Raw genomic sequence first — 11518 nt, 5'->3', positions numbered from 1 at the left:
CTTTCTGAGGCAATCCAACTTACCTTGTTACCGGATTGATAAAGAGCTGCAGAAAACTGATTACACCCTTAACGCTTGGCTTGAATTAACTACCAATAACTCCTTTGAGTGCAACATTTGCGACTTCTGTTGCAACAGATTTGACCAGATCAACTGTCATTTCGATTCCCTTTGACGCAAACACCTTCTTTGTTTTTTCCCAAACACTTTCACTACGAATACTATCGAGAAATTCGTGACCATTCCAAGTAAGTCGATGCAGAAAAAAGTCATGAGGGCCGCGACTGATTGTTTTCAGTATCTGTCCATCAACGAGACCCGCTTCAAGCAACAGCTCGGCATGGTAAGAGATTTCAGCAGAGCGTTCACTAGAAAAGCTTGACAAACTTAGAGCTTCACCAGGATTTGAGCACTCTTCAATTTTTACTAGGAGTTCTCGAACAACATCCCAATCGCGCTTCATTAAAACACCTCCGATACAAATAAGGTGGGACGTACTTTATTTACTGGGCCTTAGACAAGTCCATCACCCCAATCCCGGCCAATAATGACTATCCGGCAGCGGTCGTTTGCCGAAGATCGCTTGGCCGACGCGCACTACGGTGGCCCCTTCTTCGATAGCGAGTTCGTAGTCGCCGGACATGCCCATCGACAGTTCGTCGAACGATAATCCCGCAGGGGCTTCCTGGCGCAGCATGGCTTGAATGTTGCGCATTTTGACGAAGCATTCGCGCACGCGGTCGTGGTCGGAGGAGAAAATTGCTAGCGTCATCAACCCCTTGATGCGCAGTGATGAAAATTGCGGCAGGTGTTGTACGAAATCGCGCACGGCTTCGGGTGGCAGGCCGAATTTGCTTTCTTCGCCGGAGCTGTTGACTTGCACATAGACATCGATCGCACGGCCTTCGTTTTGCAGACGTTTATCGAGTTCTTCGGCGACTTTGAGGCTGTCGAGCGCCTGGAATTCATTGGCGAAACGCGCCAGATATTTGGCTTTGTTGGTTTGCAGATGGCCGATGATCGACCATTTGATACCCAAATCGGCGAGCACCTCGGATTTTTCACGTGCTTCCTGAATTTTGTTTTCACCCATTTCATGAACACCGGCGGCATAGGCGATGCGCAGCCGTTCCGCGGATACGGTTTTGGTCACGGGCAGCAATCGTACGCTGGCGGGGTCGCGCCCGGCTTTCTTGCAGGCATCGGCGATACGCTGTTTGACAGTGGCGAGGTTGTTTTTGATGTCGATCAGTTGTTGTTCGGCGTTGAGTTCCACGGCGATCTCCTGGTTCATGGTGCGGATGCTCCTGTTATTTTTGTGGCTTGATGAAAAATCATTTTCCAATTCTTTCCCTGGCGTTGCCATAGCGAGGTACGAATCGATCCCGGTGTTGGGTTGCTTGCTGTATCCGGTTTCCGCAGGGTGTAAATAGCCAGCAACAGATCATCACCCAGCACTTTGACGCGAAAATTCCGGAATGCCCAGTGTAAGTCGGGGTCTTTACGTTTTAACCAATCGATCACATCGGCCCGGCTATGCAATTGCCCTTGATTGTCGATTTCCTCAAAATTCTGCGCCAGTAATTCGTCGATCAATCCGGAATGCGTGCTCAGATCACTTTGCAGCAGATCAAGTTCCAACCGTTGAATCTGGTCACTCAATTGGCTGGTCGCGCTGTTTTCCATATCCGGGAGTTACTTGACCCGCATGCCGGGCTGCGCGCCGCTATCCGGCGACAGAATGAACAACTCACCAGGATTGCCGCCACCGGCTGCGAGCACCATGCCTTCCGATAAACCGAATTTCATTTGCCGCGGCGCCAAATTGGCGACCATCACGGTCAAGCGGCCTTTCAGTTGTTCCGGGTCATACGCGGATTTGATGCCGGCAAAGACGGTACGCTGTTCGTTGCCGATGTCGAGCGTCAATTTCAAGAGTTTCTCCGCGCCTGGCACATGCTCGGCGTTGACGATTTTGGCGACGCGCAGGTCGATTTTGCTGAAGTCGTCGATGGAAATGGTTTCGGCAATCGGGGTAACTTGGCTGGCAGCATGTTGTTGTTTTTCTGCGTGCCGGGCGGGCGATTGCGCTGCCGCTGCAGCCAGACTTTGCGTATTGGCAGCAATCAGCGCATCGATTTGCTTAACTTCAATACGCGTCATCAAATGTTGATACGCGTTAATCGCGTGCCCCGCAGGCAGCAACAGGCTCGATACCGGTTGATCGGCGGACAATTGCGGCCAGGTTAACGGTTCGCGATTAAGAAACGCCTCGATCTGCTGCACCGTGCCGGGCAAAATCGGTTTTAAATACCGCGCCAGCATATAAAACAATTGAATGCCGAGGCTGCACGCACGGTGTAAATCGTCGCTTCGATCCGGTTGCTTGGCGATTTCCCACGGCGCCAGATGATGGATCATTTCGTTGGCTTCGTCGGCGAACTTCATGATCTGGCGGATCGCAGCTGAAAACTCGCGATCCTCGAATGCTTGCTCGATCGCATCAGGACGCCAGCTAGAAAAATGCTCGTCGACCATCGCTTGCAATACCTGGTATTGTTCTCCCGCAACTAATTTGCCGTCGAAACGCTTGGTGATGAATCCCGCACAGCGGCTGGCGATGTTAATGAATTTGCCGACCAGATCGGAATTGACGCGTGCGACAAAATCTTCCAGATTCAGGTCGATATCCTCCAAGGTGCTATTGAGTTTTGCGGCGTAGTAATAGCGCAGCCATTCGGGGTTGAGTCCTTGCTTCAGATAGCTTTCTGCGGTGATAAACGTTCCGCGCGATTTGCTCATTTTCTCGCCGTTCACTGTCAAGAAACCATGCGCGAAAATCTTGGTCGGTGTTCGATAACCGGCATTTTTCAGCATCGCCGGCCAGAACAATGCGTGGAAGTACAAAATATCCTTGCCGATGAAATGGTACAGTTCCGCGTCCGATTGCGGTTGCCAGTAGTCGTCGAACCGGATATTTTCGCGCTCGCACAAGTTCTTGAAGCTACCCATGTAACCGATCGGTGCATCAAGCCAGACGTAGAAATACTTACCCGGTGCGCCGGGAATCTCAAAACCGAAATACGGCGCATCGCGCGAAATATCCCAATCCGAGAGTTTGTTTTCCCCGGCTTCACCGACCCACTCGCGCATTTTGTTGGCAGCTTCCGGTTGCAAGTGATCACCGTTACATGCCCACTGCCGCAGAAAATCAGCACAACGTGCATCGGACAAGCTAAAGAAATAATGTTCGGACGATTTACTGACCGGTTTCGCGCCGGATACCGCGGAATACGGATTTTTCAGTTCGGTCGGCGCATACGCCGCACCGCAGACTTCACAGGAATCGCCGTACTGATCTTTGGCGCCGCATTTCGGACATTCGCCTTTGACGAAACGATCCGGCAGAAACATGTTTTTGACCGGATCGTAGAGCTGCTCGATACCGCGCACCGCGATCAAACCAGCGGCTTTCAATTTATGATAAATATCTTCGGAGAAATGCCGCGTTTCCGGCGAATGCGTACTGTAGTAATTGTCGAATTGGATATGGAACCCGGTAAAATCCCCGAGATGTTCGGCATGAACACGCGCAATCAATGCTTCCGGCGTGATGCCTTCTTTTTCCGCACGCAGCATAATCGGCGTGCCATGCGTATCGTCGGCACACACATAATGCACCTTGTGGCCACGCATCTTCTGGAAACGCACCCAGATATCCGTTTGAATATACTCCACCAAGTGGCCTAAATGGATGCTGCCGTTGGCGTAAGGCAACGCGGAAGTCACCAGAATTTTTCGCATGTTCATTCGCTCTAAATGCACCAGGTCAAATAAATGTCAATTGTAACAAACTGTGTGCGCATTCCCGATATTTGTTACCATCCATGCATTAAATTGTTCGCCTCAAGCAGGCAGTATTAAAGGAGTTTTGTAGTGACTATTTCCGAGCAGCAGATTCAATTTGTACTGAAACAAACCATTGATCCAACCACGAACAAAGATTATGTGACCGCCAAATCGGTCAACAGCATTCAAATTAACGGAAACAACGTAGCTGTCGCCATTGAACTCGGCTATCCCGCCAACAGCGTGAAGCATCAAGTGCAACAACAGATCACCGACGCGTTGCGTTCGGTACCGGATATCAGCGGGATTCAGGTCACGGTCAGCAGCAAAATCATTCCACACAGCGTGCAGCGCGGTGTCAAATTGATTCCCGGCGTGAAAAACATCATCGCCGTGGCCTCAGGCAAAGGCGGCGTCGGCAAATCGGCCACGGCGGTCAATCTGGCACTGGCGCTGGCATCTGAAGGCGCTTCTGTCGGCATCCTTGACGCCGACATTTACGGCCCGTCGCAGCCGCAGATGCTGGGTATCACCGGTCACCCGGAGTCGCTTGACGGAAAGTCGATGGAGCCGATGCACGCACATGGTATTCAGGCAATGTCGATCGGAATGCTCGTTGACGTCGAAACACCGATGGTGTGGCGCGGACCGATGGTAACGCAAGCCTTGCAGCAACTGTTAAATGATACCAATTGGAAGGATCTGGATTATTTGGTAGTGGACTTACCCCCCGGCACCGGCGATATTCAATTGACGCTGGCGCAAAAGATTCCGGTGACAGGTGCCGTCATTGTCACCACACCGCAAGACATCGCTTTGCTCGATGCCCGCAAAGGCCTCAAAATGTTTGAGAAAGTCGGCATCCCGATTTTGGGAATCGTCGAAAACATGAGCACGCATACCTGCTCGAAATGCGGTCATACCGAGCCGATTTTCGGCACCGGCGGCGGTGAAAAAATGTGCAAGGACTATAACGTTGAATTGCTGGGTGCATTACCGCTCGATATCAAAATCCGCGAGCATACCGATGCCGGTAAGCCCAGCGTGATTTCCGAGCCGGATGGCAAAATCGCGGAAATTTATAAACTGATCGCTCGGCGGGTGGCTGTAAAAATTGCCGAGGCGGCGGAGGATCACTCGGAGCTGTTCGCCAAAATTATCATGGAAGACAATTAGGATAGCGGGACATGACTATCAAATCAGATAAGTGGATACGCCGCATGGCACTGGAGCACGGCATGATCGAGCCGTTTGAACCCGATCAGATCCGTCACAAGGATGACCAACGCATCGTCTCGTACGGCACATCGAGCTATGGTTACGATATCCGCTGCTCCGACGAGTTTAAGCTGTTCACCAATATCAACACGACGATTGTCGATCCGAAAAATTTCGACCCGAATTCGTTCATCGATATCAAAAGCGATATTTGTATCATTCCACCGAATTCTTTCGCGCTTGCCCGCACGGTCGAATATTTCCGCATCCCACGCAATGTGCTGACGATTTGCCTGGGAAAATCGACGTACGCGCGTTGCGGCATCATCGTCAATGTCACGCCGTTTGAACCGGAGTGGGAAGGCTATGTAACCCTGGAATTTTCCAATACCACGCCACTGCCAGCAAAAATCTACGCCAATGAAGGTGTCGCACAAGTGATCTTTTTTGAATCGGACGAAATCTGCGAAACCTCCTATAAAGATCGCGGCGGTAAATATCAGGGACAGCACGGCGTTACGCTGCCAAAAATTTAAGGTTCTTAATCCTATGGAGGCGCGCTTTAATGTTGACGCTGAAAGGACTGCAGTTAATTCCAAAACTTTCTGCCCTATGGCTGCTGATACTATTCTCTTCAACATGCCTGGCGGATGCGCTCCGACACATCTCCTTGCCTCGTACCGGCTTGGAGCCGAAAGATATTGCCGTCATCATCAATGACAGCGATCCATTATCCCGTCAGATCGGTAATTATTACCAATCAGCGCGAAAGATTCCGCCAGTCAATATCATTCGCATCCGTTTCCAACCCGGCCACAGCGAAATCACACCTGATGAATTTGCAAAACTGAAAGCTATTATCGATCAAAAAACACCGGATTACGTCCAAGCGTTTGCCGTCACCTGGGCGGCTCCTTACCGGGTTGGGTGCATGTCGTTGACGGCGGCTTTGGCTTTCGGCTTCGATCACAAATATTGCGCTGAAACTTGTGCACCCACAGCGCTAAACCCTTATTTCAATTCGCCCGGTACTAAACCCTATACCGATTATAGAGTCCGGCCAGCCATGATGCTGGCCGGCACTTCTTTCGAGAACGCCAAGGCGTTGATTGACCGCGGCATCCGTTCCGACCGGACTTTTCCGAAAGGCCAGGCTTATCTATTGAGCACTTCCGATACCGCTCGCAACAGCCGCGCACCTGGTTTTCAGATGATCAAAGATGAATTCTCCGGTGTATTCCCGATACAAATCCTTGCTACCAACCATATTGCTGATCGTGATGATGTGCTTTTTTATTTCACTGGGATGGTTAACGTCCCAATGTTAGATACCTTGGATTTTCTGCCAGGCGCAATCGCGGATCATCTGACATCGTATGGCGGCATGTTGACAGATTCCTTGCAGATGAGCAGCTTGCGCTGGCTGGAAGCAGGCGCAACCGCCAGTTATGGGACCGCTGTAGAGCCCTGCAGCTTTCCACAAAAATTTCCTGCGCCTGCAGTTGCGATGTTCTACTATGCAACCGGCGCCAGTGTTATCGAAGCATACTGGAAAAGTGTTGCCTGGCCGGGCCAGGGTGTGTTTATCGGAGAGCCTCTGGCAAAACCTTTTGCACCGTCATTGCGTGAAGTTGCTCCTGGTCGTTTTGAACTTAAGATTTTCTCACCGCGCACCGGACGGTTAAGAATGGAAAAATCAACTTCAGCCGCAGGCCCTTTTAAACCCATCCCACGGCAAACATTGATTCGGCGCGGTGAAAATCTTCTACGCCTCCACTTCGATGAAAAAATAGATGGCTATTTACGTTTACAATGGAACTGAAGTTTTTTTACCTTACCGCGAAAGCACATGATCTTTTCCTAAATAACTTCTGACTACTTATCCAGCCTTCGCCTTTTTCCAATAAAAAGCGCTAAACTTTTTTTTAAAATACCCGTCTAATGCCGCATATAAATAGGCATACATAACCTATTGTTTTTGAATAGACTATTTTGACGAATAAAAGATTATAAAAGTTTTAAAAAATACTTGATTTGCACACAATGCAGACTATAATGCGTGCAAATTAAAAACAGACAATTTACCGATAAGGAGGTCATCATGAGAAGCACCAAGAACTTTTTTGCTCCAGCCGATTTAGTTAATGTACATATTCCTGAAACGTAGCGTTTTTTAAAGGAGCACGCTCATGGCCACACTTTCCACACTTCAAAAAACCGACCAATCTGAAATTCTATTTGACACCCATCCTGAAATCAGTCTGAATTTTGAGCATGTACAAAATGCTCTGAAAGAAGGTTATGAACGACCTTTTTTATTGGTCGACAGCGACATTATCCGGCAAAAAACCCGACGATTTAAAACGGCCATGCCACGAGTAAATCCTCACTATGCCGTTAAAGCCAATCCTGATGAACGCGTCCTAAAAACCCTGATTGAAGAAGGCGCCGGATTTGAAATAGCCTCTATTGCCGAACTCGACTTATTACTCAGTATCGGAGTACCGGCTGCCGAGATTTTTTATAGCAACCCGATGAAATCAAGAACCTACCTAGAGTACGCTGCAGCGAAAGGCGTTGAATGGTATGTTCTTGATAGTATTGAAGAGCTGCGTAAAATCTTCAGTGTTAAACCAGATGCCAAAATGTATTTGCGTATCGACACACCCAACATCGGCAGTGATTGGCCGTTAGCAGGCAAATTTGGAACACATCTGGGCGACATCAACGAGATCATACAGGAAGCTGCTTCACTGAAAGCGGACCTGGCAGGTGTTACTTTTCATGTCGGCTCGCAATGTCGTAATCCGCAAAACTGGCGTGTAGGTATTGAGCGTGCTAAAAAGGTTTTTGCCGAAATGCAATTAGCCGGCTTGAATCCAAGGCTATTAAACATCGGCGGCGGCTATCCGGTTCGTCATATTAAGCCGATTCCATCGATTGAAGTCATCGCGGAGGTAATAAACGAAGCCATTGCTGACTTACCTGATAGCATTCGCATCATGGCGGAGCCCGGACGCTATCTGGTTTCCGATTCAGCCTATTTTGTTTGCCGTGTAGTAGGAACGGCAACCCGCAATGGTAAGCGCTGGATGTATTGGGATGCCGGTATGTTTGGCGGTGTTATCGAGATGACCGAAGGTTTGCGCTATGACATTCTAACGGACCGGAAAGGCAATCAAATCTCATGGTCCGTTGCCGGACCGACCTGCGATTCGGTTGATATCCTGATGCAGGATCTGATGCTACCAAACGATATCCAGGAAGGTGATTTCATTTACATTCCGAATGCTGGCGCTTACACCACAGCTTATGCCAGCAACTTCAACGGTTTTCCGCTACCGGATGTAAAGGTAATATGATTCTTGGGCTATCACTCGCGTAGTCACGAAATCTAATTTGAACTGAAGGCGCGATGAGCATAAATTGCTCATCGCGCCTTTATCGTTTTGTAGCTTAATTTATGAGACAAATAAACTTGTTTTATATTTTCCGCTCATAAATGACGAAGTGATATTCCAGATTGTCATCTTTCGCAGAAACATGCTTGTCACGTTGTTTTTCTTCCCATTCGTTCTTATCAAACTCAGGGAAAAAGACATTACCTTCATAATCTCTTAGAATTTCAGTAACATACATGCGTTGACAGAATTTCAGCGCTTGCCGGTATAACTTCTCTCCGCCAATAATAAAATTCTCGGTATTGCCAACGCTCGTTTCTTCACAGATTTGCAATGCATCTTCGATGGAGTTAACCACCAGGGCACCTGGCACCTCGTAATCCGTCTGGCGGGTAATAATGATATTGGCACGCCCTGGAAGTGGTTTTCCAATGGATTCATAGGTTTTCCTTCCCATTACAATCGTCTGACCCATTGTTAGAAATTTAAAATGCTTTAAATCCGCTGGCAGATGCCACGGCAATCGATTATCCTTGCCAATCACCCGATTGTTCGCCATTGCAACCAAAATAGAAAATCGCAGTGGGGTCATACGGCTACCGGTGCTTTAATCGCAGGATGAGGATCATAATTTTCCAGAACAAAATCTTCATATTTAAAATTAAGAATCTCGCGTATATCAGGATTTAACTTCATCGCTGGAAGCGTTCTCGGTTCACGTGATAATTGCTCATTCGCTTGCTCCAGATGATTCAGATACAAATGTGCATCTCCCAAAGTATGAACAAAATCACCGGCGTCAAGTTTGCAAACTTGCGCAATCATTAATGTTAACAGGGCATAAGATGCGATATTGAACGGCACCCCAAGAAAAATATCCGCACTGCGTTGATAAAGCTGGCATGACAATCGTCCACCTGCCACATAAAACTGAAAAAAAGCATGGCATGGGGGCAGTCGCATTTTATGTAAATCCCCGACGTTCCAGGAAGAAACTAGCATACGCCGTGAATCGGGAGTGTTTTTAATTTGCTCAATTACTTGCTGAAGCTGATCGATATAACGGCCATCCGCTGTTGCCCAGGATCTCCACTGATGACCATAGATAGGCCCTAAATCACCTTTTTCATCAGCCCATTCATTCCAAATTGTAACACCATGATCGCGCAAGTAATTAATATTTGTGTCACCCCTGAGAAACCAAAGCAATTCATAGATAATGGATTTTAAATGACATTTCTTCGTAGTTACCAATGGAAAACCATCAGCAAGATTGAAACGCATTTGATGTCCGAAAATTGACAGCGTACCAGTACCTGTCCGATCCGATTTCCGATGACCATGATCAATCACATGCCGCATTAACTCGAGATACTGACGCATTACGTTTATTCTCCATTTATATACATAGGGACGCACTGTTCTGTAGCCGGCTACGCAGCCCAAACACCCTTAACCCGTATATAATAGCAATATTATCTGCAATCATTCTTAATGCAATGACTTCCGATATTGTCACTCTAAAAATAATACTCGACAGGAAAGTTTTCAATGCTGGCAACACTTCACCAGAACCAGAATATATCATTGTTTGACCCCCCATCCATCAAAGCATCCTACATACTCGTAGTTCTACCCAAACAAGAAAAATTCCCCAAAAAAAACTATATCCCCGGCGAGGAGTCGTTAAATCAGTTGCTGCTCCGTCGCGGCATGAAATTAACCGACCTCAGCGAAACACCTGTGTGCGCTAACTTACAGAATGGTGAACTATGCACCTGGGTCATGCTTGATTCCGCTCAGCCAGTCTTTAACCAGCAAACCACCATGCGCAAGGCCATGAAACTGCTGCTGCAGGAAAATCCGTTAGAAGTACACATTGTGATCCTTGGTAATACCCAACAGAAAAAAAGTTTTGCGGAATGTGCACTCTATGTGGCATGGGTTAATGGCGCTGCCTTACCAGTAAGAAAAAATAAACCTGCGAGAAAACCCCTCACTAAAATCAGCCTATATGGATACGAAGATAACGGAAACTTCAAAATGCAACGGGCATTGGCGGAAGGCAATCTACTGGCTCGCGGCCTCACAGTGTTGCCTGCCAATGAATTAACCCCCCAAACATACCGTCAGCAAATAAAAAAACTGGCCGAAAGTGAAGGCTGGAAGTATCAGGAATATGATATTAGTAAACTTAAAGAAATGGGCGCTGGCGCTTTCGTAGCCGTAGCTCAGGGTAGCGATACCGAAGACGCTGCGATTGTGCATTTACAACATCATAGTAATCAAAACACAAAACTTAAAAATGTAGCCTTAGTCGGCAAAGGTATTTGCTTCGACACCGGCGGACACAATTTGAAACCAGCCCGCTCTATGAAAGGTATGCATGAAGACATGAACGGTTCGGCAGTTGCACTCGGCATTTTACTGGCAGCCACGCGCGCTGAAATCCCCGTAAAAATCGATTGCTGGCTTGCGATTGCGCAGAACCATATCAGCCCCCGCGCCTATAAACAAAGTGATGTGATTACTGCTCTCAGTGGACTTTCAATTGAAATTATCCATACCGATGCCGAGGGACGAATGGTACTCGCTGACACGCTGACCCTGGCAAGCAAACAAAAACCTGATCTGATTATTGATTTCGCCACTCTGACGGGCAGTATGCAAACCGCGCTGGGATCACGATATAGCGGAATCTTCAGCAATCGCAATGAGCTTTCCCAAAAAGCGGTTACGGCTGGCAACAATTGCGGAGAGCGCGTTTGCGTGTTTCCAATGGATCCGGACTATGAAGAAAGTCTGGAGAGCACAATCGCTGATATTAAACAATGCGAATTAGACGGTGATTTCGATCATATTCTCGCCGCATGCTTCTTACAAAAATTCGTTGCCGATATCCCGTGGTTGCATATGGATCTATCCGCCAGTAGTCATAAAGGCGGATTAGGAGCGGTCGATAGCGAAATTACCGGCTTCGGCGTCTGTTGGGGAATTGAATTGCTAAGAAGTCTTTACAGCTAGCTGCGAGAAAAAACTACTATATTGAG

At 48.0% G+C, this 11518-nt stretch carries 11 protein-coding genes; 5 read left to right on the top strand and 6 right to left on the bottom strand.

All coding sequences use genetic code 11. The annotated features are described in order from the left end of the window. Window positions 1–85: 85 nt before the first annotated feature. The 4 genes from ACV7NC_RS00055 to metG form a co-directional block, all read right to left on the bottom strand. Window positions 86–463 (bottom strand): DUF2513 domain-containing protein, encoded by a 378-nt coding sequence (locus tag ACV7NC_RS00055; protein WP_458153356.1) that lies wholly within the window; start codon window positions 461–463, stop codon window positions 86–88. Between the two features lie 63 nt (window positions 464–526). Then, window positions 527–1294 carry a YggS family pyridoxal phosphate-dependent enzyme gene (locus tag ACV7NC_RS00050; protein ID WP_458153355.1) on the bottom strand — a complete coding sequence of 256 codons (768 nt, stop codon included), beginning with the start codon at window positions 1292–1294 and terminating at the stop codon, window positions 527–529. Further along, a complete protein-coding gene (locus ACV7NC_RS00045) occupies window positions 1291–1686 on the bottom strand; it encodes a DUF4440 domain-containing protein (protein WP_458153354.1) in 396 nt (131 codons plus the stop codon). The genes ACV7NC_RS00050 and ACV7NC_RS00045 overlap by 4 nt, the downstream gene beginning before the upstream one ends. Window positions 1687–1695: 9 nt before the next feature. Then, window positions 1696–3810: a methionine--tRNA ligase gene (gene metG, locus ACV7NC_RS00040; protein WP_458153352.1), complete on the bottom strand. Its 2115-nt coding sequence runs from the start codon at window positions 3808–3810 to the stop codon at window positions 1696–1698. A gap of 126 nt (window positions 3811–3936) precedes the next feature. Between metG and apbC the strand changes: the two genes are divergently transcribed. The 4 genes from apbC to ACV7NC_RS00020 all read left to right on the top strand — a co-directional run bounded on the left by apbC (window position 3937) and on the right by ACV7NC_RS00020 (window position 8429). Beyond that, window positions 3937–5025 (top strand): iron-sulfur cluster carrier protein ApbC, encoded by a 1089-nt coding sequence (gene apbC, locus ACV7NC_RS00035; protein WP_458153350.1) that lies wholly within the window; start codon window positions 3937–3939, stop codon window positions 5023–5025. An 11-nt stretch (window positions 5026–5036) separates the two neighbouring features. Further along, a complete protein-coding gene (gene dcd, locus ACV7NC_RS00030) occupies window positions 5037–5603 on the top strand; it encodes a dCTP deaminase (RefSeq protein WP_458153349.1) in 567 nt (188 codons plus the stop codon). 29 nt (window positions 5604–5632) lie between these two features. After that, on the top strand, window positions 5633–6889 hold the full coding sequence (locus ACV7NC_RS00025; RefSeq protein WP_458153348.1) for a TIGR03790 family protein: 1257 nt from the start codon (window positions 5633–5635) through the stop codon (window positions 6887–6889). A 367-nt stretch (window positions 6890–7256) separates the two neighbouring features. Beyond that, the gene (locus tag ACV7NC_RS00020) at window positions 7257–8429 is read left to right on the top strand and encodes a type III PLP-dependent enzyme (RefSeq protein WP_458153347.1); all 1173 of its coding nucleotides are present in this window, start codon (window positions 7257–7259) and stop codon (window positions 8427–8429) included. Window positions 8430–8550: 121 nt separating this feature from the next. Here ACV7NC_RS00020 and ACV7NC_RS00015 read toward each other — a convergent pair whose 3' ends face one another. Further along, window positions 8551–9060, bottom strand: coding sequence for a dihydrofolate reductase (locus ACV7NC_RS00015; protein ID WP_458153346.1), 510 nt, complete (start codon window positions 9058–9060; stop codon window positions 8551–8553). Further along, the gene (locus tag ACV7NC_RS00010) at window positions 9057–9851 is read right to left on the bottom strand and encodes a thymidylate synthase (RefSeq protein ID WP_458153345.1); all 795 of its coding nucleotides are present in this window, start codon (window positions 9849–9851) and stop codon (window positions 9057–9059) included. Before ACV7NC_RS00010 ends, ACV7NC_RS00015 begins: the two co-directional genes overlap by 4 nt. Window positions 9852–10019: 168 nt before the next feature. Between ACV7NC_RS00010 and ACV7NC_RS00005 the strand changes: the two genes are divergently transcribed. Next, the gene (locus ACV7NC_RS00005) at window positions 10020–11492 is read left to right on the top strand and encodes a M17 family metallopeptidase (RefSeq protein ID WP_458153343.1); all 1473 of its coding nucleotides are present in this window, start codon (window positions 10020–10022) and stop codon (window positions 11490–11492) included. Window positions 11493–11518: the final 26 nt, after the last annotated feature.

The sequence above is a fragment of the Nitrosomonas limosa genome (assembly GCF_054188085.1).
Note: the sequence above shows the minus strand (reverse complement) of the source record. Positions and strands in the feature narration are given on the sequence as shown.

Coding starts and splice junctions, on each gene's coding strand:
- ACV7NC_RS00055 (WP_458153356.1), bottom strand. CDS start 463: ATGAAGCGCGATTGGGATGTTGTTCGAGAACTCCTAGTAAAAATTGAA.
- ACV7NC_RS00050 (WP_458153355.1), bottom strand. CDS start 1,294: ATGAACCAGGAGATCGCCGTGGAACTCAACGCCGAACAACAACTGATC.
- ACV7NC_RS00045 (WP_458153354.1), bottom strand. CDS start 1,686: ATGGAAAACAGCGCGACCAGCCAATTGAGTGACCAGATTCAACGGTTG.
- metG (WP_458153352.1), bottom strand. CDS start 3,810: ATGAACATGCGAAAAATTCTGGTGACTTCCGCGTTGCCTTACGCCAAC.
- dcd (WP_458153349.1), top strand. CDS start 5,037: ATGACTATCAAATCAGATAAGTGGATACGCCGCATGGCACTGGAGCAC.
- ACV7NC_RS00025 (WP_458153348.1), top strand. CDS start 5,633: ATGTTGACGCTGAAAGGACTGCAGTTAATTCCAAAACTTTCTGCCCTA.
- ACV7NC_RS00020 (WP_458153347.1), top strand. CDS start 7,257: ATGGCCACACTTTCCACACTTCAAAAAACCGACCAATCTGAAATTCTA.
- ACV7NC_RS00015 (WP_458153346.1), bottom strand. CDS start 9,060: ATGACCCCACTGCGATTTTCTATTTTGGTTGCAATGGCGAACAATCGG.
- ACV7NC_RS00010 (WP_458153345.1), bottom strand. CDS start 9,851: ATGCGTCAGTATCTCGAGTTAATGCGGCATGTGATTGATCATGGTCAT.
- ACV7NC_RS00005 (WP_458153343.1), top strand. CDS start 10,020: ATGCTGGCAACACTTCACCAGAACCAGAATATATCATTGTTTGACCCC.